This window comes from Carnobacterium sp. (assembly GCF_040274425.1).
Genome location: NZ_JBEMBC010000002.1, coordinates 54543 through 81036, shown reverse-complemented (window position 1 = coordinate 81036; position 26494 = coordinate 54543). Strand labels below are relative to the sequence as shown.

The 26494-nt window shown below is 31.7% G+C and carries 22 protein-coding genes; 19 read left to right on the top strand and 3 right to left on the bottom strand.

The features are described 5' to 3' along the window. Positions 1-55: 55 nt before the first annotated feature. The 3 genes from map (at position 56) to ABS911_RS00855 (ending at position 3031) form a co-directional block, all read left to right on the top strand. Complete coding sequence (gene map / locus ABS911_RS00865) at positions 56-811, top strand: type I methionyl aminopeptidase (RefSeq protein WP_013711174.1); 756 nt, start codon at positions 56-58, stop codon at positions 809-811. Between the two features lie 133 nt (positions 812-944). After that, the gene (locus tag ABS911_RS00860; RefSeq protein WP_350465834.1) at positions 945-1985 is read left to right on the top strand and encodes an acyltransferase; all 1041 of its coding nucleotides are present in this window, start codon (positions 945-947) and stop codon (positions 1983-1985) included. An 89-nt stretch (positions 1986-2074) separates the two neighbouring features. Beyond that, positions 2075-3031: a YihY/virulence factor BrkB family protein gene (locus ABS911_RS00855; RefSeq protein WP_350465833.1), complete on the top strand. Its 957-nt coding sequence runs from the start codon at positions 2075-2077 to the stop codon at positions 3029-3031. Positions 3032-3338: 307 nt separating this feature from the next. Here the strand turns inward: ABS911_RS00855 and galE are convergent, their stop codons facing one another. Then, the gene (galE, locus tag ABS911_RS00850; protein WP_350465832.1) at positions 3339-4349 is read right to left on the bottom strand and encodes a UDP-glucose 4-epimerase GalE; all 1011 of its coding nucleotides are present in this window, start codon (positions 4347-4349) and stop codon (positions 3339-3341) included. Positions 4350-4567: 218 nt separating this feature from the next. Here galE and ABS911_RS00845 point away from each other — a divergent pair, with 218 nt between their 5' ends. The 14 genes from ABS911_RS00845 to ABS911_RS00780 all read left to right on the top strand — a co-directional run bounded on the left by ABS911_RS00845 (position 4568) and on the right by ABS911_RS00780 (position 21255). Then, positions 4568-5626, top strand: a complete 1059-nt coding sequence (locus tag ABS911_RS00845) for a glycosyltransferase family 2 protein (protein ID WP_350465831.1) — start codon at positions 4568-4570, stop codon at positions 5624-5626. 28 nt (positions 5627-5654) lie between these two features. Then, positions 5655-7082: a lipopolysaccharide biosynthesis protein gene (locus tag ABS911_RS00840; RefSeq protein WP_350465830.1), complete on the top strand. Its 1428-nt coding sequence runs from the start codon at positions 5655-5657 to the stop codon at positions 7080-7082. A gap of 23 nt (positions 7083-7105) precedes the next feature. Beyond that, entirely contained in the window at positions 7106-8044 is a 939-nt protein-coding gene (locus tag ABS911_RS00835; RefSeq protein ID WP_350465829.1) for a glycosyltransferase, read from the top strand. Positions 8045-8073: 29 nt separating this feature from the next. Beyond that, the gene (wecB, locus tag ABS911_RS00830; protein WP_350465828.1) at positions 8074-9231 is read left to right on the top strand and encodes a non-hydrolyzing UDP-N-acetylglucosamine 2-epimerase; all 1158 of its coding nucleotides are present in this window, start codon (positions 8074-8076) and stop codon (positions 9229-9231) included. A 23-nt stretch (positions 9232-9254) separates the two neighbouring features. After that, positions 9255-10472: an O-antigen ligase family protein gene (locus ABS911_RS00825; RefSeq protein ID WP_350465827.1), complete on the top strand. Its 1218-nt coding sequence runs from the start codon at positions 9255-9257 to the stop codon at positions 10470-10472. 106 nt (positions 10473-10578) lie between these two features. Continuing rightward, entirely contained in the window at positions 10579-11967 is a 1389-nt protein-coding gene (locus ABS911_RS00820; protein ID WP_350465826.1) for a sugar transferase, read from the top strand. A gap of 124 nt (positions 11968-12091) precedes the next feature. After that, entirely contained in the window at positions 12092-13069 is a 978-nt protein-coding gene (locus ABS911_RS00815; protein WP_350465825.1) for an NAD-dependent 4,6-dehydratase LegB, read from the top strand. 12 nt (positions 13070-13081) lie between these two features. Further along, positions 13082-14242: a LegC family aminotransferase gene (locus ABS911_RS00810; protein WP_350465824.1), complete on the top strand. Its 1161-nt coding sequence runs from the start codon at positions 13082-13084 to the stop codon at positions 14240-14242. A gap of 13 nt (positions 14243-14255) precedes the next feature. Further along, on the top strand, positions 14256-15296 hold the full coding sequence (locus ABS911_RS00805) for a nucleotidyltransferase family protein (protein ID WP_350465823.1): 1041 nt from the start codon (positions 14256-14258) through the stop codon (positions 15294-15296). Next, positions 15297-15938, top strand: coding sequence for an acetyltransferase (locus tag ABS911_RS00800; RefSeq protein WP_350465822.1), 642 nt, complete (start codon positions 15297-15299; stop codon positions 15936-15938). It begins immediately after the preceding gene. Then, a complete protein-coding gene (neuB, locus tag ABS911_RS00795) occupies positions 15931-16932 on the top strand; it encodes an N-acetylneuraminate synthase (RefSeq protein ID WP_350465821.1) in 1002 nt (333 codons plus the stop codon). Before ABS911_RS00800 ends, neuB begins: the two co-directional genes overlap by 8 nt. Continuing rightward, complete coding sequence (gene neuC / locus ABS911_RS00790) at positions 16929-18092, top strand: UDP-N-acetylglucosamine 2-epimerase (protein ID WP_350465820.1); 1164 nt, start codon at positions 16929-16931, stop codon at positions 18090-18092. Before neuB ends, neuC begins: the two co-directional genes overlap by 4 nt. A 145-nt stretch (positions 18093-18237) precedes the next feature. Then, on the top strand, positions 18238-20262 hold the full coding sequence (locus ABS911_RS00785; RefSeq protein ID WP_350465819.1) for a hypothetical protein: 2025 nt from the start codon (positions 18238-18240) through the stop codon (positions 20260-20262). A 24-nt stretch (positions 20263-20286) separates the two neighbouring features. Further along, complete coding sequence (locus ABS911_RS00780; RefSeq protein WP_350465818.1) at positions 20287-21255, top strand: glycosyltransferase; 969 nt, start codon at positions 20287-20289, stop codon at positions 21253-21255. Between the two features lie 215 nt (positions 21256-21470). On the opposite strand, the gene ABS911_RS00775 is transcribed toward ABS911_RS00780, so the two are convergent. Beyond that, a complete protein-coding gene (locus ABS911_RS00775; RefSeq protein WP_350465817.1) occupies positions 21471-22415 on the bottom strand; it encodes a glycosyltransferase family 2 protein in 945 nt (314 codons plus the stop codon). Between the two features lie 32 nt (positions 22416-22447). After that, positions 22448-24151, bottom strand: coding sequence for a putative glycosyltransferase family protein (locus ABS911_RS00770; protein ID WP_350465816.1), 1704 nt, complete (start codon positions 24149-24151; stop codon positions 22448-22450). Positions 24152-24670: 519 nt separating this feature from the next. Between ABS911_RS00770 and ABS911_RS00765 the strand changes: the two genes are divergently transcribed. Next, positions 24671-25519 carry a glycosyltransferase gene (locus ABS911_RS00765; RefSeq protein WP_350465815.1) on the top strand — a complete coding sequence of 283 codons (849 nt, stop codon included), beginning with the start codon at positions 24671-24673 and terminating at the stop codon, positions 25517-25519. 2 nt (positions 25520-25521) lie between these two features. Then, the gene (locus ABS911_RS00760; RefSeq protein ID WP_350465814.1) at positions 25522-26487 is read left to right on the top strand and encodes a glycosyltransferase family 2 protein; all 966 of its coding nucleotides are present in this window, start codon (positions 25522-25524) and stop codon (positions 26485-26487) included. Positions 26488-26494: the final 7 nt, after the last annotated feature.

Below are 26494 nucleotides of genomic sequence, written 5' to 3'. Positions count from 1 at the left end.
ATAGAAGAGTAAAAGCAAACTCATATGAATGACTAAATAGAAAAGAGGAACGAAATTGATTACACTAAAATCACAACGTGAAATTGATGCAATGGATGAATCTGGTGCTTTGTTGGCGAATGTCCATGTAGCCTTAAGAGACTTTATTAAACCAGGTATTACAAGCTGGGAAATCAACGAATTTGCACACAACTATATTGAAGAACACGGAGCTATCCCAGAACAAATCGGCTTTGAAGGATATGAATATGCAACCTGTGTCAGCGTGAATGATGAAATTTGTCATGGCTTCCCAAGCAAAAAAGAAATTTTGAAAAATGGGGACTTGATCAAAGTTGATATGGTTGTTAATTTAAAAGGAGCTATGTCTGATTCTTGCTGGAGCTACATCGTCGGTGAAGGAACTCCTGAAACGGAAAAATTGATGGAAGTAACGAAAAAAGCTCTTTACCTAGGTATTGAACAAGCGCAAGTTGGAAATCGTATTGGCGATATCGGACATGCTATCCAAACGTACGTTGAAGCAGAAGGTTTTTCTGTGGTTCGCGAATTTGTTGGACACGGAATCGGACCCACTATGCATGAAGCACCATCTGTACCACATTATGGGGAAGCTGGAAAAGGTCTTCGCTTAAAAGAAGGTATGGTGATCACGATTGAACCTATGGTCAATACTGGAACATGGAAATCTAAAATGGATGATAACGGTTGGACTGCCCGCACAAAAGACGGCGGATTAAGTTGTCAATTCGAACATACATTAGCGATCACAAAAGATGGTCCAAAAATTTTGACTGAACAAAAAGACTGATTTAGACAATTATTAAATTTCAGAAAACGAGATAGCCTACTAGTGAAATGGTGAGGTTGTCTCGTTTTCTTGCTTCTTTTGATGGTATACTAATAATGAGGAAATAAAACAGTTAAAAGGAGATAAGAAAATAATGAAAGAAAGGGTACTATATGCGGATATTCTTCGCGTAGCAGCTACATTTTTAGTGATTACGATTCACATTGTCTCACGCGATTTTGGTTTGTATGCAATCGATTCGTACCAGTGGCAAGTATTAAATATTTACGACAGCTTTGCTCGGATGAGTGTACCAATTTTCTTCATGCTAAGTGGAATCTTTTTTTTAGATCCAAATAGAGCGTTTTCGATTAAGAAACTCTATAAAAAAAATATTTTCCGCTTAGTAACGACGTTTATCTTTTGGTCAGCATTGTATGCAGTCTTTTTCACTTGGAATGACTATCGAACATTCAATGCAGAAGTGTGGGGCGTGATCGTTGAAGCATTTAAGGAAGGGCATTTTCATTTATGGTTTCTTTTTCGGATGATTGAGATTTATGTAATGATTCCTTTTTTAAGAAAAATTGCAGAAGAGAAAAAGATCATTCTCTACCTAATCGCATTTTGTTGGTATATCGGTATTATCTTGCCTTCCTATTATGAATTTCCTGTTAGTTCAACGGTTACCTTTGCTGAAAGAGGCATTAATTTAGACATTACTTTTGGGTATGTTGGTTATTTTTTTGCCGGCTATTACCTGGCTCATTATGACTTGAAAAAATGGATGAAAGTTGGGATCTACCTTTTGGGAGTGGCAGGATTAATAAGCACGATTGTAATAACAAGTATAGAGTCACTAAAACAAGGTGAACATTATGATCTGCCATATCAATATTTGACACCAAATGTCTTTTTTATGAGTACAGCTGTCTTTTTATTAGCGAAAGAAAAATTACATTCCAAGAGTGTTTCAAACTTGTTTAAGCGTGTCCTCACAGAGTTTTCAACCTACTCATTTGGTATCTATTTAATTCATGTATTGCTTATCTTTCTTGTATGGAAAACAGGAGTAACCACACTTTTTATGACTCCGGTTTTATCTGTGCCAATTTTGACTACTGTGATTTTTTGTATCAGTTACATTTGTGTGAAAGGGATGGCACAGTTGCCGATTATAAAACGATTTATTTGATAAGTTGTTTTTTATAAAAGGAATTGTTTTATTTTATTCAATCAAGTAGGTATAATGAGGTTTGGTTTCGAAAAAGGGGTTTAAAGACGTTGGCAAATAGTCAGTTAAGTAAGATAGAATCGAAGAAAGAAGAAACAGTAAAGGTAGTAAAAAAATTTAGTGTCATCCTTATTCAAAAATATAGGGAAGCTGAAGTGTGGAATTCAGGAGCTATTATTAGTTACTATTTTTTATTATCCATTTTCCCCGTTATGGTTGTAATTGGCAATGTATTGCCATACTTGCATCTAGATGCCGCAGAACTATTACCTTATATAGAAAATGTTGTCCCAACTTACTTTTTTAATCAATTAGAGAACTTGTTGATGAATTGGTTTAGTCAAAGCAGTGGGGGTATTTTATCCATTGCCGTAATTGGAGCACTTTGGTCAGCCAGTCGAGGAATGAATGCAATGCAAGTAAGTATGAATAAAGCTTATGGTGTAGAGCCTAGAAGAAATATTGTGATCATTCGTTTGTTTTCGCTAATTTTAACGACGCTAATGATTTTGTGTATTATGGTACTGGTCATTGTTTTCGGATTTGGTCAATTGATACTGGAATACATTACTCCAGTATTTGAATTGCCTTTAATGATTAGTGAGGCTTTTCAAAGTTTAAGGTGGCCCGTAACGGTGAGTGTCCTATTTGTTATTTTTTGTGTGTTGTATTACTTTGTTCCACATGCAAAAGTAACCTTAAAAAGTGTTCTTCCTGGAGCAGCAATTTCAACTATTGGTTGGATGTTGGTTTCCCAAGTATTTGCTATTTACGTAGAATACTTTGCTTTTGGTGCAAAAACGTATGGAACGATTGGAACATTCATGATCATGTTGATCTGGCTACAGGTTATTGGGGCACTGATGACTGCAGGCGCAGTAATTAACGCAGCTATTGATGTTTATCAAAATGGGTCTATCAATGAGCCAACGCCATTTCGTACAAGAAAATATATTCGATCTAAAATAAAGATTTTTTCTAACAAAAAATATGTCATAAAAAAATAATTTCATATTAACTTTTGTAATTCACTCTTCCATAGAAGAGTGAAATTTTTTTTTAGATCACTTTTACGAGGAATCATCCTTGACGGAAAAGTGGAGTCTTTACTTTGTGTCACTCTTTCAAGCAGAGCGATTACACGAAAGAGTAGAGGCAATTTTCCTCTTCACTGTTTCATGGAAGGTCACTGCACGAAAGAGTGACGGTTCATGCCGATAGAAGTAGTCAAAAAAAGCTCATTCTCATTTCTGATGACATAAATCATCAAAAATGGGATGAGCTTTTTGAATAAGACACTTATCTAGCTTTTTTTTATTCGTATCCGTTAGGGTTCGTTTCTTGCCATTTCCAAGAATCACGACACATATCTTCCAGTGTGTGTTCAGCTTTCCAGCCAAGTTCTGTAGCAGCTTTTGAAGCATCTGAATAGCACGTAGCGATGTCGCCAGGACGTCTATCAGTAATGGTATAAGGAACTTTTTTGCCTGTAGCCTTTTCGAAATTGGTTACGACATCTAGTACGCTGTAACCAATGCCAGTTCCAAGGTTGTAAGCTTCGATGCCTTCAGTAGAGAGAACTTTCTCAACAGCTTTTAAATGGCCTTTAGCCAAATCAACTACATGGATGTAATCACGCACGCCTGTACCATCTGCAGTATCATAGTCGCCACCAAATACACTTAATTGATCCCGTTTACCGACAGCAACCTGAGTGATGTAAGGCATTAGGTTATTTGGAATCCCATTTGGATCTTCTCCAATTCGTCCGCTCTCGTGAGCTCCAATAGGGTTGAAGTAACGAAGCAGCGCAATACTCCAAGAAGGATCCGAAACATAAACATCTTGTAAGATTTGTTCAATCATCATTTTAGTCGTGCCATATGGATTTGTTGTGCTTAAAGGCAAGTCTTCTGTTAACGGAGAAATATTGTTCATCCCGTAAACTGTTGCAGAAGAACTGAAAACCATTTTTTTAACATTATAAGTTTCCATCAACTCAGCTAAAACAAAAGTGCTGGTTAAGTTATTGTGGTAATATTTTAACGGTTCGCTAACGGATTCGCCTACAGCTTTGTAGCCCGCAAAGTGGATAACAGCTTCAATGTCATGAAGTTTGAAAACCGCTTCTAACTCTGTTTTATTTAATACGTCTACTTCATAAAAAGAAAACGATTTTCCAGTAATTTCTTTAATTCGGTTTAACACTTCAGGTTTGCTGTTTGAAAAATTATCCACGATGACAACATCGTGACCAGCATTCAATAATTCTACAGTTGTATGGCTGCCGATATAACCAGCGCCACCAGTTACTAAAATGGCCATAATATCCCTCTTTTTTTTCGAATTTTAATTTCAATAGTTCTATCCAACAAGGTTAAGTCTACTCATTGAAAGAAAATATGTCAACGCAAACCAAGTTAAAATTTGGTAAAGATTACAATGAAAACGGAGAACAGACTTTAGAAAACTGTAATGTTTCAGTTAATTGATTATGCTATAATAGGCAAGTCATTGTGTCAGTAAAATGAAAGGGGTATAAAATGAAGAAAGTATCAATTATTATGCCTATATATAATGTTGCCGAGCAATTGGAAAAAGCAATCCAGTGTGCGCTGAATCAAACGTATAAAAATATTGAAATTATTTTAGTGAATGATGGATCAACCGATGCGTCTGGAGAAATATGCGACCGATATCAGTCAAAAGACCCACGTATAACTGTCATTCATCAAAAAAATACCGGTTCAGGTTTTGCTAGAAATGCTGGATTGGATAGAGCTACTGGTGAGTACATCTATTTTGCGGATCCAGATGATTATTTTGAAGCTAATTTAATTGAAGAAACCGTTGCAAAAGCAATTGAATCAAATGCTGATGTGGTGGTCTGTGGGTACTATGATGAAAGAGTAGATAAAGAAGGCCATATTACGAAAATAGAAAAAAAACCTGAGTTAAATGGACTTTTAACAAAAGAAGCCTTTAGAGACCAATTTAGAAAACACTATTCTTTATCTCCTTATGCTTTATGGAATAAATTATACAAACACGATTTTTTAAAGCAACACAACTGTCGATTCACGAATCAAAAAGTGGGGCAAGATGCCTTGTTTAATCAACAAGTAGGAATGAATATCCAAACTATTTATTACCATCAAAAAGCCTATTATCATTATGTCTTTCGAGAAGGTTCGGCTGTTAATCGCTACCGTAAAGAACGCTTTTTTTATGAATACACAATTGCCAGTGGCTTTGAAACCTGGATGGTGTATTGGGGTAAGGAAAAAGAGTACCGTGATCTAGTGAATCAACAATATTGGGGTGCGCTTTATTTAGAATTGAGTAACTTAGCTTGGGAAGATTGCCCATTAACTAAGGTTGATAAAATAGAACGAATCGAAGAACTAATGGATGATTTGAAGATTAACCAAGCCATTTCCGAAATTGAGACAGAAAAAGAAAAGAACTCGTTTGTTAAAATATTAATTCTACTGTTGAGAAACGAAAAATATTCTGGTGCATTAAAGTTGATGCAGTTGAGAGTAACAGTAGGAAAGAAATTTCAGAAGAGCTTTAACGTGATTAAAAAGAAATTTGGTTAATTATTAATGAATAAAGGAGTTGATAAGTATGGGAATGGCTGATGAGTTTAAAAAAGGTATTTTTTATAGTGCACTAGGGAAATACTCCAACGTTGTGATCCAGCTGTTGGTTACTGCGGTACTATCAAGAATATTAACTCCAGAAGAGTATGGAATAGTCGCAGTCGTGAATGTCTTTTTGATATTTTTCCAAATGTTAGCTGATTTTGGAATCGGCCCAGCAATCATTCAAAATAAAACATTGTCGAAACAGGAAATCAATAGTATTTTTGGGTTTTCACTCTACTTAGCTTTATTCTTAGGAATAGTTTTTGTCTTTCTAGGTTACCCAATCAGTGCTTTTTACAACAACGAAGTATATAAACCCATCAGTATGGTATTAGCCATTTGCGTGTTCTTTTATGGCATTTTAGTTGTTCCTCAATCGATGTTGTTAAGAGAGAAGAAGTTCAGTACGGTAAACATTGTGACTGTGATGGCCAATATTGCATCAGGTGTGGTGTCAATTGTGTTAGCTGTTAATGGTTTTAGCTATTATTCGTTGATCATTAGCAATACAGTAAAAGCAGCATTATTGTTTATTGTTTTTTATTTCAAAACAAATTTAACATTTCGTTTAAAAATCGACAAAAAGCCTATGGAAAAGATTTTTAGTTTTTCAAAGAACCAGTTTTTATTTAATTTTATTAATTACTTTTCGAGAAATTTAGATAGCATGTTGATTGGACGCTATTTTTCAGCGAGTTCTTTAGCTTTTTATGATAAAGCGTATCAAGTATCTCTCTACCCCAATCAAATTTTGACTAATGTGATTTCTCCAGTTATTCAACCGATCATGTCGGATTATGAAACGAATTTAGAAAAAATCAAATCCGTGTATTTAAAAATTACAACTATTTTAGCAACTATTGGATTACCATTATCAGTATTTTTATTCTTCAATTCTAGTGATATCGTGCTGTTTTTATTTGGTGATCAATGGGGCGGTAGTGTGGCAACCTTTCAGATATTAGCGGTCTCTGTTTGGATACAAATGATTTTAAGTAGTACGGGCTCCATTTTTCAATCGGCTAATCGAACCGATTTGTTATTGCTTTCGGGGATTTTGTCCGCAGTAGTTACTGTGTCAGCTATTTTAGCAGGAATCGCGGCTGGCAGAATTGAGTATGTGGCTTTGATGGTTATTATGGCGTTTGCAGTAAACTTTATCCAAACAAATTATTTGTTAATGTACCGTTTATTCAACTCGAACTTTATTGAGGTTGGAAAAGCGTTAGTAAAACCCGCTATCATGGCCATAATCCAAGTTGTATTTTTTGTTATCATTCCGCGCTTTCCATTTTCAAGTTTTGTTAATCTTATGATCAATGGGATCGCATTTGTGATTCTATTTATTATAGGGCTGATTCTTACAGGACAAATGAAATTATTAAAAGAAGTCATTAAGAAAAAGTAAAGTAGTTTGAAAGGAAGAATAAAGTGCAGATAACGCCCTTAGTTTCAGTAATTGTGCCTGTGTACAATGTGGAAATGTATATTGAAGAATGTTTAGATTCTATTGTAAAACAAACCTACCAAGAACTGCAGATTATTGTCGTTGATGATGGGAGTACAGATATAAGCAATCAAAAAGTGAAACCCTACCTATCAGACAGCAGAGTTCAGTTTATTGAACAAGCGAATAAAGGACTTTCAGGAGCACGAAATACGGGACTAAAAGCAGCAAATGGGAAATATGTACTATTTGTTGATTCAGATGATTATTTAGAAACAAATGCTATCAAAGAATTGGTTTACTTAATGGAAAAAAATCAAGCAGACCTTATCCGATTTAATGGTAGAGCATTTTTAGATGAATTGAATGAACCAATTGAGCAAAATAATTATGATTTTAGTCATAGGCTAGAAGAAGAAATACTTTATACACAAAACCTTTTCGAAGTGAACCGACGAACATTTGCATCTCCTGTATATCTTTATATGGTGAAGAGAGAAGTCATAGAAAAAAACACTCTTTCTTTCTATGAAGGAATCTTGCATGAAGATGAGCTGTTTACTACTCAAATCTTTTTAAATAGTCACTCAATGATCTATGCAAATGAGTTTCATTATAATAGAAGATACCGTGAAAATTCGATCATGACCAATCAAAGTCAAGAGAGATTAAAAAGAACAGTTGATTCATATATCGTCATTTATAAAGAATTAGAAAAATTGTATTTGGACAAAAAGTATTCTAAAGAACAAAAAAAATTAATTAAAAGACAAATGCTGTCGATTTATTCAGGACTGTTGAATAGTAAGCTAAATAAAAATGAAAAAAAGGATACCATTAAAGAACTTAAAAATATCAGCATGATAGACAAAGCGTATATTAGTATGCAACGACAAGTAGCAAGTCATTTAATAAAAAAATAAAAATAGTCTAATCGTAGGAGGTTAATCTTATGAAAAAAATAAAAGTACTAACCATTTTTGGAACTAGGCCAGAAGCTATAAAAATGGCTCCTGTAGTAAAAGAGCTTAATAGGCAGTCTGACCGGTTTGAATCTCTTGTAGCTGTAACAGCACAGCATCGTGAAATGTTAGATCAAGTATTGCAGACATTTGATATTTCTCCAGACTATGATTTAAACATTATGAAGGAAAATCAAACATTGTCTGAGATCACATCGAATGTACTGATTGGTTTAGACAAAGTGATGAAAGAAGCTAAACCAGATATTGTTTTAGTCCACGGAGACACGACTACTACTTTTGCTGCGAGTATATCTGCGTACTACAACCAAATTAAAGTAGGGCATGTAGAAGCTGGATTGAGGACTTGGGATAAATACGCTCCTTTTCCCGAAGAAGTGAACCGTCAATTAACCGATGTCATTGCAGACATTTATTTTGCTCCTACAACTGAAAGCAAACAGAACTTATTAAAAGAAAATCACCCTGAAGAAAAGATATTCGTTACTGGAAATACAGCGATTGATGCGTTAAAACAAACGATAAAAAAAGACTATCATCATAATGTCTTAGAAAATATCAATCCGAAAAGCAAACTTGTTTTAGTGACGATGCACCGTCGTGAAAATCAAGGAAAGCCAATGGAAAGAGTGTTTAAAGCGATACGCCAAGTGGTCGATCAACAGGAAGAGGTTGAGATCATTTATCCGGTTCACTTAAATCCTGTTGTTCAAAAAATGGCTGAACAAGTTTTAGGGAATCATCCTAGGATTCATTTAATTGCTCCACTTGAAGTCGTGGACTTCCATAATTTAGCTGCAAAAAGCTATTTAATTATGACAGACTCTGGGGGCGTTCAAGAAGAAGCCCCTTCGTTAGGCGTACCCGTTCTTGTTCTTAGAGATACAACAGAAAGACCTGAGGGAGTAGCAGCAGGTACACTTAAACTTGTGGGTACTCAAACTGAAACGATTATAAAAGAAATGACAAATCTAATAGTAAATGAAGAGGCGCACAAAAAAATGGCTGTAGCAAATAATCCTTATGGTGATGGACTGGCAAGTGAAAGAATTTTAGACTCTATAGAGTATTTATTTAACAAAACAGCTGATCGTCCACAAGCTTTTAATACAGTTAAATATAAATAAGCTATTTGAAAGTAGGTAACCCTTTGAAAATAGAAGCTTTAACACATAATTGGGTAGAATTTAATAATAAAAATAATACAATATGGATGTATACAATTCTAATCAGCTTAGGGATAGCTTCTACGGTAACAGATTGGATGGTCGGAATATTCTCAATGAGTGATTTTATCTTTGGATTTATAGTTGTTTGCTTAATGGTAAGTAATAATTATAGACTAACGATTAGGCAAATCATGGGGCTATTCATATTATTAGGCACTATATCAGCCAACATAGTGCTTAATTATTATATGAATGATTTATTTGTTTTAAAAACAGGTATTGCAGCATTAATTAAAATAGCGTTCTATGCCTTTGTCCTTATGGGATGTTATAATCTGGTTAAAAATAGACAGCAAGAAGAAATATTTTTGAAAATCATAAATGTTATTGCCCTTATAGTGGGTATAATAGGCATCTATATAACCCTAGCGATATACTTAAATGGTACATTACCGTATGAATTTTTTTGGAAATTTACCAGAACGGATGCAACAAGTTATCTCTATGACGGTATTGAAAATTTATATCGAACAAGAAGTATTTTTGCAGAGCCATCTTATTTAGGGTATTACTTAAATATTGTACTAGGCATAAACTATTTTAATAAATGCAATATTCAAATAAACAAATACATTAATCTGTTTATTACAATAGTAATAGTATTAACCTTTTCATACAGTTCCATAGCAATCATGCTGATTATTCAATTATTACACTTTTTCACTATAACTAATATAAAAAGAATAAGATTTAATTGGTTTTACTTAATGTGTTTAGTAGCGATAATTGTACTTATCAGTTTGTTTTGGGATACTATACAAGTAACCATAATAGACAGGACATTGTCTATATTAGATGGGACGGATAATTCAGCACGTGGGAGACTATTAGAGAGTTGGCAATATATAAATCGCGAACATATCTTCATGGGTAACGGAGTCGGACATACTCCATCAATTTGGAATATATACGCTTATATTTTATCAGACTTAGGATTGATTGCCTTTTTACTATTTTGTCTATTAACGGCTTATGTTCTGTTATCTAATGTTAAATTAGGACTCTTATTTGTTTGTTTGAATTTTCAAAAAGGAGGATATTTGTCACCCGAATTTTGGATATTTCTGTTGTTGATTTTTATTTTCATGGGTGATGATTACTTTGAGAAAAGAAAAATTAAAAGAAAACTATTAAAATAAATATAAAAAATCTAGTCCGTATAACGTTTTTTGTTTATAGTAAAAAATTATGGTACTATAAATTGATTATAAATGTGAATCAGAATTGTTGTTGGGAGGAAAAATCATGAACCAAGAAGAGAAGTTTAGCAAAACAAAAAAAGTTGTGATAGGAATAGTAGACATCATTCTGTTGCATCTTTCAATGCTGCTTTCTTTTTATTTAAAATTTGGAAATTCAGTTCCAGAGAGAAATTATGAAACATATAAAAATGCGTTTATTTTTATTGTAATAACGTTCGTCATACTAAACATTTTATTCGGTGTATATATTTTATACAATAAATCATTGACCGACTTCTTATATATTACAATTATTGTCCAGTTAATTCTAACTTTAGCTATAATGGCTGTTACCTTTGCAGGAAGATGGTTCGCTTTTCCTAGATCAGTATTACTTATCAGTCTAGTCGTAGGTACAGTCTTTTTATTTGTCTGGAGAGTTCTTGTATATAAAATATACGAAAAAATGAGTGGTAGCAAAAAAGTAATGGTTGTTGGTTTTGAAAAAGACGTGAATTCTGCGGTATTTAACTTTGAAAATTCAAAAAGCAAACGTCACGTCATCACGTATGCAGTCATATCAAATTGTTTTAAAAATGTTAAAGCACATTTAGATGAAGTAGATATTGTCTATCTGGCTAGTAGAATAAACGAACAAGAAAAAATGAAAATTTACGAATTACTGATGGAAAGCGATAAAAAACTATTTTTAAATACTAGTTTTGAAAATTTAGTTTTAGTCAATCCAAATATAATGAATATTGAAGATGAGAGTATTATTGAAGTCTCTCAATTTAAAATCCCTTCAGAAGATGGAGCTATAAAAAGAATAGTTGATATTCTATTCTCTCTTTTATTAATTGTTATTGCATCACCATTTATGCTTATAACAGCTGTATTAATAAAATTGACATCAAAAGGACCAGTTTTTTATAAACAAATAAGAATAACGCAAGATGGAAAGGAATTTCCAATACTAAAATTTAGAACGATGAGTGCAACTGCAGAAAAAGATACAGGTCCAGTTTTAGCTACATCTAATGATGCAAGAATTACACCTATTGGAAAGTATTTAAGAGCACTTAGAATTGATGAGTTGCCACAACTATTTAATGTATTGACAGGAGATATGTCAGTTGTAGGCCCTAGACCAGAAAGACCATTTTTTGTAGATCAGTTTAAAAAAGAAAACCCATATTATTATTTAAGACACAATGTAAGAGCAGGTATTACCGGGTATGCACAAGTTTATGGAAAGTATGCTACTGACTTCAACAGTAAATTAAATTTTGATTTGCTTTATATAAAAAAATATTCATTATTGTTAGATATTAAAATAATGCTTCAGACAATAAAAATATTATTTGATAAAGTATCATCTAAAGGATTAGAAGAAGAAACGGATGTTGGCGCAAACTATAGTATTCCAAGTCACGTGAAAATCATAAAATAATTAGTAGCCAGATAATTGTGTATGAGGTAAGAGAAAAATGGTAAATGATATGATATAATTGTGTAGATAAATTTAATGGTATATAAAATGATAGAATCTTATATAAGATAGAGGAGAGAAAAAAATGACAGTATTAGTAACAGGAGCAGATGGTTTTATTGGAAGCCACCTTGTAGAAGAATTAGTAAAAAAAGGAGAAAAGGTAAGAGCATTTGCCTATTATAATTCATTTAATACTTGGGGATGGTTAGACAGTCTTCCTAAAGAAATTTTAAGTCAAATTGATGTTTTCACAGGAGATATTCGTGATCCAAATGGAGTCAGAGAAGCAATGAAGGGGATTGATACGGTTTACCATTTAGCAGCATTGATCGCTATTCCGTTCAGTTATCATTCACCAGATTCATATGTAGATACGAATATTAAAGGTACTTTAAATGTATTACAAGCTGCAAGAGATTTAGGGACTAGTCGTGTTCTAGTAACTTCTACATCAGAAGTTTATGGAACAGCTCAATACGTGCCAATCGATGAAAACCATCCTTTCCAAGGACAATCTCCATACTCAGCTACTAAAATCGGTTCAGATCGTATGGCTGAATCGTTTTATAGAAGCTTTAATATGCCAATTACAATTGTTCGTCCATTTAACACTTATGGTCCAAGACAATCAGCTCGAGCAGTAATTCCAACAATTATTACTCAATTATTAGCTGGAAAAGAAGAGATTAAATTAGGTTCTTTAACACCAACTCGTGACTTCAACTACGTAAAAGATACGGCTAATGGATTTATTACCTTAGCTAAAGCTGAAAATACAATTGGTGAAGAAATAAATATTGCAACACAACAAGAGATTTCTATTGGTGAATTAGCAAATGAGATGATTCGTCAAATCAACCCGAATGCAAAAATTATTACAGATGATGTAAGATTACGTCCAGAAAAAAGTGAAGTTAACCGTCTTTTAGGCTCTAATGAAAAAATTATGCGTTTAACTGATTGGAAGCCAACTTATACTTTGGAACAAGGTTTAGCTGAAACAATTGAATTCTTAAAGAACAATATGGATAGCTACAAAACAGATATTTATAATATATAGGAGGCTTTCAATATGGAAAGAAAATTTATCCCATTATCTGTACCCAATATTAAAGGTAATGAATTAGAGTACGTCACTGAAGCAGTAAAAGATGAGTGGGTATCTACTGGTGGAAGTTACATTGAAACATTTGAAAAAAATGTTGCAGAGTATGTACATGTTGAAAAGACAGTGGCTGTACAGAGTGGAACAGCAGGATTGCACTTAGCGTTGATCCAAAGTGGGGTAGGTTTAGGCGATGAAGTCATAACAGCTACTTTAACCTTTATTGCAGCTGTTAATCCTATACGTTATGTCGGAGCAGAACCCATTTTTATGGATTGTGATGACACGTTGTGTTTAGATCCAATTAAAGTAGAACAGTTTATCGAAGAAGAATGTACATTTAAAGAAGGCAAATTAATCAATAATCGCTCTAAAAAACATATAAAAGCAATTCTAGGAGTACATGTTTTTGGTAATTTATTAGATATGGAAAAGTTAATGAATATAGCTGCTAAATATAACCTTAAGTTTATTGAAGATGCTACAGAAGCATTAGGATCTTACTATACAGATGGGTTATATAATGGGCAATTTGCTGGAACAATAGGAGACTTTGGTGTGTTTTCTTTTAATGGAAATAAAATTATGACAACCGGCGGCGGGGGTATGATTTTAGCTAAAAATAAAGAGGACTTAGAATATGTTCGCTATCTGTCAACACAAGCAAAAGATGATACATTAAATTTCATCCATGGCGATATTGGCTATAATTACCGCATGACTAATTTACAAGCGGCCCTTGGAGTAGGCCAACTAGAACGTTTAGAAGATTTTATTGCAACAAAAAAAGCGAATTATCATTTATATAAAGAACTTTTAGAAAGCAATAAAACAGTTGAGTTAATGGACTTTAATCAAAATATACGACCTAACTACTGGTTCTATTCGTTAAACATTAAAGGGAATCCAGATATTCAACTGCTTATACAGAAGTTACAAACTGAAAAGATTCAAACTCGTCCTATATGGGGATTGATTCATGAACAAAAACCTTACACGGATTCCCAATCTTATAAAATTGAAAAAGCAGATTACTATGTCAATCATATTTTGAATATCCCTTGCAGCTCAAACCTTACTCAAGATGAGGTTCGTTATGTATCGGAATGCTTAAATGAATTGCTATGAGTGGGAGGAAATTATGGAGATAACTGATTTTGTTGTTTCAGAACAAACAACTATTAAAGAAGCAATGGAACAAATGGATAAAAACGCTCGAAAAATTATTTATGTCACGAAAGAAAACAAGCTAATAGGTTCGTTATCTGATGGAGACATCAGAAGATTTATCTTAAGAGATGAATCGATTCAAACTGTTGTAACAAGCGCTATGAATACTAAACCTGTGTTTATTTTAAAGAATGAATCAAGTAATGGCGCGATGAAAATGATGGAGAAAAAAATTGATTCTATTCCTGTTTTAAATGAGGATCAATCTATTCGAAATATCATGTTTAAATCTAACGAATTGATACAAGGTAAGAAAATAAACCCACCTGTTGTCATTATGGCAGGAGGTAAGGGGACAAGACTGTACCCTTACACTAAAATCTTACCTAAACCATTAATTCCAATTGGAGATACTCCAATTATGGAAAGAATTATTGATAAGTTCCATAATTACGGTTGTTCAAATTTTATCGTTAGTGTAAATTACAAAAAAAATATGATCAAGAGCTACTTTAGTGAAGAAGAAAGAGCGTATCAACTTAGGTTTGTAGAAGAAGACAAACCTTTAGGTACAGGTGGTAGCTTATCTTTGATGCGTGATTATTTAAATGAAACGTTTTTTATTTCGAACTGTGATATTTTAGTAGATACAGACTATACAGATGTAATGGATTTCCATCAAAAAAATAAAAATGATATTACATTTGTTGCTTCACTAAAAAACACTCAAATTCCTTATGGTGTATTAAAACTAGATAAAGATGGGCTACTTGAAAGTACGGTTGAAAAACCAGAATATAGTCACTTAATCAATACGGGAATGTATTTAATGGAACCTAAAGTATTAGATTTTGTTCCAAATAATGAGTTTGCCGATTTACCAGATGTTATCATGAATGCAAAAAATGCTGGGCTTAAAGTAGGTGTATTTCCCGTAAGTGAAAATTCGTGGTTAGATATGGGACAAATCAAAGAAATGGAAAATATGATTGATAGCTTGGGTGTTAGGTAAATGGAGAAGATACTTTTAATTGGTGGCGGCGGTCATTGTGAAAGTGTAATTGATTCTATTATGGGAAATTCTTCTTTTGAGATTATTGGTGTACTAGATACACCAGAAAAAGTGGGAGAAACTATAAGTGGAATCCCTGTCATTGGTGTTGATGAAGACTTGCAAAAGTGGCATAATAAAGGCATTCAAAATGCCTTTATTACTTTAGGCAGCATTGGTCATACACAATTGAGACAAAAGTTGTTTCAACAGGCTAAAGAGCTTGGATTCTCTTTTCCAGTTATAAAAGATAAAACAGCAATTATTTCCAATAGAACAACTATAAATGAAGGAACTTTTATCGGTAAAGGTGTGATTGTAAATGCGTCTGTAGAAATCGGTAAACTTGCCATCATAAACTCTGGTGCTATCGTGGAACATGGTAGCACCATTGGTGATTATTGCCATCTAGCCCCAGGATCTACTCTTAGTGGTAATGTGAATATTGGTAAATCAACTCATATTGGAACCAATACCACTATTATTCAGGGTATTGAAATAGGCAAAGAGACTATTATCGGCGCAGGAAGTGTCGTCATTCGTAACATAGGAAGCTTTAAAATAGCTTACGGAAATCCATGTAAGGAGGCAACTAATGAATAAAGTATTTATTATCGCAGAAGCAGGCGTGAACCATAACGGTAGTATTGAACTTGCCAAAAAGTTGATTGAAAAAGGTGCAGAAGCAGGTGTTGACGCTGTTAAATTTCAAAGTTTTAAAGCAAGCAAGTTGGTAACAGTGAATGCTGAAAAAGCTGAGTATCAAAAAGCCAATACTGGAAATAATGATGAAAATCAATATGATATGATTAAGAAACTTGAATTAGATTATGATAAACATCAAGAATTAATGGATTATGCAACTTCTAAAGGAGTCATGTTTCTGTCTTCCGCTTTTGACTTGGAAAGCATTGATTTACTAGTAGATTTAGATCTTAGTGTATTTAAAATTCCTTCAGGTGAGATAACTAATTTACCTTATTTAAGAAAAACTGCACAGACAAAGAAACCAATTATCTTATCTACCGGTATGGCAACTCTTGGCGAAATCGAAGCTGCTTTAGAAGTATTGAAGGATAATGGCACTACAGATGTTACGATACTTCATTGTAATACAGAGTATCCAACACCAATGAGTGACGTAAATCTTACAGCAATGAATACGATGAAAGATGCGTTCAAAGTAAAAGTTGGTTATTCAGATCATACTCTAGGAATTGAAATTCCAATAGCAGCTGTTGCATTAGGAGCAGTAATGATTGAAAAACATTTTACGTTGGATAAAACAATGGAAGGCCCTGATCATAAAGCAAGCCTTGAACCAGATGAATTAAAACAGATGGTTAAAAGTATACGTAATATCGAACAATCATTAGGGACAGGTGTTAAAACTCCTACAGAATCAGAAAGAAAAAACAAACAAATTGCACGCAAAAGTATTGTTGCAAAAACACCTATTAAAATGGGTGAGGTTTTTTCAGAAGAAAATTTAGATGTTAAACGTCCAGGAACAGGGATTTCTCCTATGTTATGGGATGAAATGATCGGTTCAAAATCCACCAAAGATTATCAGACAGATGAGTTGATTAAACGATGAAAAAGATATGTATCGTTACAGGTACGCGGGCTGAATATGGGCTCTTGATGCCTCTGCTTGAGCAAATAAAGCAAGCTGGAGATTTAGAATTACAGTTACTGGTTACAGGTATGCATTTATCACCAGAATTTGGATTGACTTATAAGGTGATTGAAGCGGACGGCTATACTATTAATGAAAAAGTTGACATCTTATTAAGTTCTGACACCCCTGTTGGAATTTCAAAATCAATGGGGCTTGGAATGATTGGTTTTTCTGAATGTTTTGATCGTTTACAGCCTGATATGGTTATACTTTTAGGAGATCGTTATGAAACTTTTGTAGCCGCAACGGCAGCCTCGGTCGCTCGTATTCCAATTGCTCATTTACATGGTGGAGAAACAACGGAAGGTGCTTTTGATGAAGCATTTAGACATGCCATTACTAAAATGAGTTGGTTGCATTTTACAAGTGCGGAAGAGTACTGTAAACGTGTGATTCAACTTGGAGAAAGTCCGGAACGAGTGTTTAACGTTGGAGCAATTGGAATTGAAAATATTAGAAAAATGCCTTTAATGAATAAAGATGAATTAGAGAAAAGTTTAGGGATAGTTTTTCAAAAAGAATTATTATTGGTAACTTTTCATCCTGTTACTCTAGAGGATGCGACCTCTGAAGTTCAGTTTAAAAATCTTTTAAATGCATTAGAGACAATAGAAAATGCTACTATTATTTTTACAAAAGCCAATTCTGATACAGATGGACGTATCATTAATGAAATGATTGATGAATATGCAAATGAGCATTTAGAGAATACCCTTGCGTTTACTTCTATGGGTCAATTAAGGTATCTAAGTGCTATGAAACTAGCTTCAGCAGTTGTTGGGAATTCTTCTAGTGGTATTATAGAAGCACCATCTTTTAAAGTTCCTACAGTTAATATTGGCGACCGTCAAAAAGGTAGAATACAAGCCGAATCACTTATTAATTGTGAGCCTGAAAAAGAAGCTATCAGTAAAGCTATTCAATTGGCGTTATCAGATAGTTTTTATACACAACTTAATAAAACAAAAAATCCATATGGTGATGGAAAAGTAAGTGATAAAATAGTTGGAATTATTCGTGAAGCTTTATCAAAAGAAATATCACTCAAAAAAACTTTTTATAACATTAAATTATAGTATATAAATAATCTGGATAAAAGATAGTATTTTATCCAGATTATATTATTGTTTTTATTAAAATAAAGAGTTTCAAACGAAGTAATCGATAATAGCAGTAATCTGTTACAGAAAATAATAATAAAAAGCGGAGTGAATTCGAGTTATGATGCATCAAGAAATAAAAAAAAGTAATATTAAAGTAGGTAAATTATTTTTTTTGATATCTTTATTATCCATTTTAGTTATAGGAGAAATTTTTTATGAACTATCTATTCTTAACTTTGTATTGTTTTTAATATACATAGTCGTGTATATTTATCTTCCAGGAAAAATAGTGTTCGAAATGTTAAAAATAGAAAATTTCAATAACATGATGAAGGAAGTAATTTCCTTTTTTTTAGGGATATTTTTGATTATCATTCAGTATTATGTCTTTTCATTTTCTAATAGTTTGTTTTTAATTAAGTATTTCATACCAGCAATACTAGTAACTAGGCTCATTTATTTACTAATGAAAAAAAAGCCTATTTATATAGCATCAAAAAATAATTTATTAGATACAGGTACTTATATATTTATGGGAATAAATATTTTTATTTCTGCTCTGTTTACAATGTTTGTTTTCCCAAAACCAACAGTTGTTTCTAATGCACTCATTAATCAAGATATAGCTTGGCATATGGGAAATGTAAATATTCTTTCTACCGGTAGTAATATAGATTCAAGAGTATATGGCGTGAAATTTCTTTATCATTATTTTTCAGATTTATTTTATGCTATTGCAAAGTATATTTTTGGTTTTAGCGCTTATGAACTAATTGTTCAATTTCAATTCATAGTAATCGGAACTTTAGTTACTATTTCTACTATTGCTTTTTTTAAAACAGTTTTTAAAGAAAAAAGTAATTTAGCTTACTTTGCTACTTTTGCTCTTCTTTATGTGCCGTCATTTGCTAATGGCTATTACAATAATATTTTTTATCATTTGTTCACGAATATTAATGCGATGGCACTTACTTTTCCAGTTGTACTAATTACCTTACTAACAATAAAAAATAGTTTAGAAGTCAAAGGAAGTAAACAAAATATTTTATTAATGTTTATTTTAATATTTCTACTGGCTGGATTAAAAGGGCCAATTGCTTTATGTATCTTAATTGCATTATTTGCTTTAACTATTGCAATGTTAATACAGAGTAAAAGTAGTTTTTTTTGGTTGAAGTTATTGGTGTTCACTACAGTTTCTTATGCGATTATTCACTTTACACTCTTAAGTCAGGGAAGTGAGTTAGTAGAAATTAAACTGGACACGGCTTTTGATGTTATTACTTCTACTTCACTATTTCCGAGTGGATTGGCTGAATCTGATAACACCTTTTTAACAAGATTTACTTATATGATTCCTCACTTTTTACATGCAGTGTTTTTCTTTTCAGTTCCTTATTTATGGAGTTTAGTGAGTAATGCTTACAAGTTGGTTAGCAAACAATATATATCTTTATTTGATCAATTCAGCCTCATTTTTTCGGTATTATCACTGGGTGCGTATTATATTATTAGGCATTCTGGTTATTCACAAATGTATTTCCTTTTTGGTGCCCTACCAATTCTTTACTATTTAGGAGGAAAAGAAATAGTAAAGGTATTAGAGAAAAATGATGATAAAGAATTTAAGATAATTTTTATAGTTATAACTTCTTTATTCTTTATTCGACCAGTACTTGGGACAGTTGATATGATTAGTGAAAGAATAGAACAAGCTCAGTTTAATTTTGAGAATGAGCAGTCGAATTATTTTAACAGTAGCATTAGTTCGTTAGAGTACGAAGGAATGATGTGGTTAAAAAATAATACTAATAGCAATGATTTATTAGCAACCAACAGACATAATGAGGATAACCTCTTCTTCTTGTATAGTGCATTTTCTGATAGGAATTTTTATATAGAAGGATCTGACTATGCTAAAAATAGCGGATTGAAACTTGAAGAAGCAAAAAAAATGTTAGAGAAAAATGATTTGTTATTTTCTCCCGATTATCAGAATAAATATAATTTATCGAAACAATTGAACCTTGATTATATTGTGCAATATAAAAAGCAACACCCAATTGAAGTTTTTACTAAGGAAAGTGAATTCCGAAAGGTTTTCGAGAATAATGACATAAGTATTTTTAAAGTATTGAAATAAAAAAATGGAATGGAGCTGTATACAGTGGATAACACCTTATATATGGTGATACCTTGTTACAATGAAAAAGAGGTATTAAATGAAACAGCAAGTAAATTAAAAAATATATATGTAGAATTAATAAAAAGTAATAAAATTACTAACAAAAGTAAAATTGTATTTGTTAATGATGGTTCAAAAGATACAACTTGGGAAATTATAGAAGAATTGCATAGAAATGATAAAATATTTAGTGGTATAAATTTAAGTAGAAATAAGGGGCACCAAAACGCTCTTTTAGCCGGATTACTAACTGTTAAGGATTATTCTGATATGGTTATTTCTATGGATGCTGATTTACAAGATGATATTAGTGCAATTGAAGAGATGGTTGATAAATATCTTCAAGGATATGATATTGTTTATGGAGTCCGTAGCAAACGTGAAACAGATACATTTTTTAAACGTGTTACAGCGGAAAGTTATTATAAAATATTAAATTCAATCGGTGGTGAGGTAATTTATAACCATGCAGATTATAGATTAATGAGTAAGAGAACAATTGAAGAATTATCTAAATATCAAGAAGTTAATCTTTTTTTAAGAGGCATTGTTCCAATGCTAGGATTTTCTTCGACGACTGTTTCTTACGAACGTAATGAACGATTAGCAGGAGAGAGTAAATATCCATTAAGAAAAATGATATCTTTTGCTTTAGAAGGAATAACGTCACTAAGTGTAAAACCAATTAGAATAATTTCAGGACTAGGTATTTTAATATTTGCGGTTAGCATATTAATGCTAATTTATATTGTTGTGCGACATCAAATGGGAAATACTATAACAGGGTGGGCGAGTGTAGCTATATCCGTTTGGGCTATTGGAGGACTTATGCTCTTATCAATAGGTATTGTAGGTGAGTATATTGGGAAAATATACTTAGAAACAAAGCAACGTCCTAAATTCAGTATTAAAGAATTTATAAATGATACAAATGAAGTAAAAAAAAGTTAATAAAATAAAAACATTAATACGATCTTTTCCATAAATGCTTGATTGTAGAAAAGATTTATAATGCATTAGCTACAGTTGTAGACATGAAAGATTAACATAATTAAAGATAATGATTTTTAGTTTTTTAAAAGCAGAAAAATAAACAAGCACAATTAACATATCGTTAATTGTGCTTGTTTATTTTTCTGTAGAGTTAGCTATACGTAGTTTAACTACTAACAATTGTTTTTTTCAGTTTCTTTAACAATATAAATAGGTCGTCTTTTTGTTTCTAAAAAAGTTTTCCCTAAATATTTTCCTATTATCCCTAAACACAGTAATTGTAAGCCTCCTAAACCTAGGATTAGCACCACTAATGAAGTCCAACCTGAAGTAGGATTATCAAATATAATTGTTCTCGACATAATCACTATAGCCATCAAAAGTGCTCCTATAAAAGAAAATATACCCACGAAAGAAGCAAATGCTAGCGGAGCTTCAGAAAAAGATACTATTCCGTCTAAAGAGTATTTTAAAAGACTCCAAAATGACCACGTAGTTTCACCAGCTATACGTTCTTGGTTTTTAAACTCCAAATATTTGGTTTTAAATCCTACCCAACTGAAAATCCCTTTAGAAAATCTATTATATTCAGTTACTTCTAAAATGGCATTCACCATTTGTCTTGTCATTAAGCGATAATCTCTTGCTCCGTCAACTATTTCTGTTTCTGAAATCTGATTAATTATACGGTAGAATCTCTTAGCAAAAAATGAACGAATTGGAGGTTCACCATCTCTATTTACACGCCTTGTACCAATACAATCATAATTTTCTTCTTTAATTAAATGAAACATTTTTGGTAATAGTTCAGGGGGATCCTGTAAATCTACATCCATAACAGTAACATAATCTCCAAGTGCATTTCTTAAACCTGCATATAAAGCTGCTTCTTTTCCAAAATTCCTAGAAAAAGAAATATAACGTACTCTTTTATTATTTATTTTTGATAGTTCTCTCAGAACTGATAAAGTTTCATCACTAGAACCATCATTAATAAAAATATATTCAATTTCAGCAGAAAGTAATTTTCTTACTACTTCCATCTCTTTGTAGAACAAAGGAATCATTTCTTCTTCATTATAACAAGGTACAACGATAGATATTAATTCTTGCTTCATAACATAAGTCTTCCTTTCGATTAGAGCTAACTTTAAATTTCTTTTTTTAGTAAAACAGGAATGTTAAAGAAATTCACCTTTTCTTTAGATAACTTTTTTTCTCTAGTCAATATTAACCATAGTGTAAAAATAATCCAGCTTCCGATGGAAAAATAAAGCGTAATAAATTGTAAAATGGTTCCTTTATAGAAAACTTTAACGTTACCTTCACCTATTACATCAATTGAAAGCAATCCATCCTTACTTAAGTAGGGTTCGCTTAGTTCTCCAGTACCTATGAGCTCAGCCACATAACCCTTATAATAAACTAAAGGTAAAGTAACAACTTGTTTAGTCGATGATTCAAAATTAAACGTAATTTCATCTCTGTTTTTATTATAATTAGTTGTTGTTAATTCATTATTATTATAGATCAAATCTAAATTATATTTCATTAATTCATCTAAATTTGCTTTTTTAGGTAAATATTCTTTACCAAAACCAATGTCATAAGTAGAAGGCTCATTAAATTGGCCATAAGACATTATTTTGTTATCCATATACTGATTAGCATTTAATGAATAAGATAACGATAATAAGGTAACTAAAATCATTAAATAATTAGTTGATTTTTTATGTTTAAATATATTTAGTTCATCTTGTGCAATAACCCAACACAAACATAAGGTTATCAAGGTGAAAAAACGCCAAGGAAATTGAATCGTATTAAGAAAAGTCTTGTCAAAAAATTTCCATGGAAATAAATTTGTTGATAGAAAAATAAATAAAAGTACTGATGTAAAGATATGTTTAGTCATTTTTGACTTAATATGTCTAATTTTTATAATATAAAGCATTATAAAAATTAGTAAGACTATACCAATATTCACAAGATGAGATACATTAGATAATGACTGTGTTATTATATCTTGAAGATTCATAGCAGCTACAGAAATATAAACTATGGGATTAGTAGATACTCTCAAATCTTGTGATCTCAGTTGTTCTAATATTGGGAGAAGATAAAACATCACCAATGGTATCGTAAAGATAACTGCTTTGATAAAACTATTTCTACGTGCAGAATTATGATACAGTTCCTTCCAATTCAAAACTAAGAACACGAGAATGAGTAACGCAAATAATACTGCTGATAGTAAATGCGCAAAAATTATTAATGACATGCCTAAAGTTAAGTAATACCATTTTTTTTGATTCTTATAAAGAATTTGGTAAAGTCCCATAAATGCTAATGGCAAAAATGCGAATGCTAATACTTCTCCAAGTGCGGCTCTTTTTGTTAAATCAAAAAGTCTATATGTAGACAACGTGTATAATATTGAAAAAAGTAAGCTTTTATTTACTTTTTCTTCAACTATATACATTGAAAAATAAGCCACTGAAAATGTTATAAAGTTAAATAATATTAATAGTGATACGTAAGATTCTGCTAAAGAAAATCCTAAAGTTCTTAAAATAGCAGGGAAATATAAAAATATATCAGAATAAAAAATACTTGATGCATATCCCATTGAATTCATAAACGTCATATTAAGTCTAGGAAAATAAACTCCATTCATTATAGATTCGTATAAACCTTCTATTCTCATTTTATGAAATGCAAAATCATCTCCAGCTATTAGTTTCCCCTCAGAAATATGAGAAAAATAAATTATTAATACACTTAATAAGAAAAAAAGTAACATTAAAAAAAATAAATTGTTACTTCTTTTTCTTATTTTTTTTATAATTGCCATTAGTTTAACTCTCCAATACTATTTTATTAGTCACAACGAATACATAAAAATAACCTTACCTAATATACCAAGAAATCAGTAAAATAGCTAGATAAGTCGGGTTTATATTTTGTTTTTTTAAGAGTTACTAAAAAAATAGTAGGTGTTATTTTTTGGTGGGATATTAGAAATCTAAGAATTTAGAATCGTAAAAGAACGCGTGATGGATAATTACTTTTTCACGAGAATATTTTTCAAAAAGATGGTGACAGAACTCAATTTATATTTTTAATGAAGTATGTAAAAACTATTCATACTAATTCACTAGCTGAGCATGACAAGATTGTTAAATTTTTATATAATCAAGTATCAAGTTATAAAGATATGATATAATACTTTCTTGAAAGCACATTTTTAAATGTACTACGTATAATTAATAATTATGTTAGAATGGTTTCTGTGAGAGAAATAGTACAGTACATTATTTACTATAGATTAATAATATTTTCAAAAAAAAAAAGTGTGAGGGATATACAATAAATGAAAGATATTGAAGAAGTTAACCTGAAATTTAGTGTTTTAATGTCAGTTTATAAGAAGGAAAATCCTCTTTATTTGAAAGAATGCTTGGAGAGTTTGACTGAACAGACTATTCAACCTAATGAAATAGTTTTGATAGAAGATGGTCCTTTAACAGCTGATTTATATAAGATTCTTAATGATTTTGAAAGCGAGCATCTAAAATTATTAAATAGAAAATCTCTTAAAGAAAATGTTGGTTTAGGAAAAGCATTAGCTATAGGTATTGAATACTGTCAATATCCCTTAATTGCTCGAATGGACACCGATGATATTGCAGTAAATACCCGATTTGAAAAACAATTAAGAGAATTTATGGAAAATCCAGAATTAGGAATAGTAGGATCTGACATAAATGAATTTGAAGATAGAATATCGAATATCGTTACGAAGAGAGTTGTTCCACATAGTCATGAGGATATTATGGAAACTGCAAGAAGAAGAAACCCTTTTAATCATATGACAGTTATCTATAAGAAAGAAGAAGTTTTAAAGGCAGGTAACTATATGGTTTTAAATGGTTTTGAAGATTATTATTTGTGGGTTAGAATGTTAAAAAATGGTTCAATTGCAAAAAACTTGCCTGAAGTTCTAGTGAATGCTCGAGCTGGGAAAGAAATGTTTATGCGTCGTGGTGGATACAATTATTTTAAAGATAGTAAAATAGCAAGAAAAAAAATATATGAGGTTGGCTTAAATTCATATATGGATTATTTTTTAAGTACTTCTGGGCAGTTCATAGTTAGTATGATGCCCAATCACTTAAGAGCGTATGTTTATACCAAGCTTCTTCGGAGAGAGAGTAGATAACTATGACTGTACTAAGTTTTATTATGCCTGCTTATAACGTTGAGCAAACAATTGAGAAATCTGTTCAAAGTGTTCTTAATCAAAATATATGTGATTTTGAATTGATTATTGTAAATGATGGTTCAAAGGATAATACTGCTAACATCTGTGAAGAACTAGCGAAGAGCAATACAAAAATCCGAATAATTCATCAGGAAAATGCTGGTCCTTCTGCTGCCCGCAATGCTGGGTTAAATCAAGCACAGGGAGACTATATAGCTTTTATGGATAGTGACGATTATACCAAGAAAGATATGTATCAGTTACTCATTAAACAACTTGAAGAAAATCAAGCAGATATTGCCGTTTGTAATGTAATAAGAATTAATTCAGACGGATCTTTAAATACTTTAAACAGTTTAAATAAAATTACTACTTCTAAAGATGAAATGTTAAAATTTTATTTTAAATATAATGGGATAGAATTTTATGTTTGGAATAAAGTTTATCGAGCATCTATTTTTAAAACTGTAAGATTTCCAGAAGGTGTCTTATATGAAGATGTGATGTTAAGTTATGATGCTTTAAAACAAGCTAATAAATTAATAGTTACTGATGAAGCTAGTTATTTTTATAAAGCAAATTCAGAAAGTATTGTAAACAGCAGTTTTAATCCAAAACAATATGATAATGTTTTACAAAGAAAAATTTTAGTAGAAAAAATTAAAGTGGAATATCCAGCAGTGGTTGAGCTTGCTGTAGACAAGTTATTAGACGGTTATCTTTCAACCGGATATAAAATAGCTAGTTCGATAAAAGATGAATGTACAAAAGAATATATAAAGTTATTAAGAAGTGATATTGTAAAAGATCAAAAAATGATTTTTCAAAATAAAGTTTCTAGTAAAGCGAAGTTAGCTGCTTTATTTTTATTGAAAATCAACTTACCGTTGTATTGTTATCTTTACAAAAAAGTATTAAAAAAATAATGGTAAT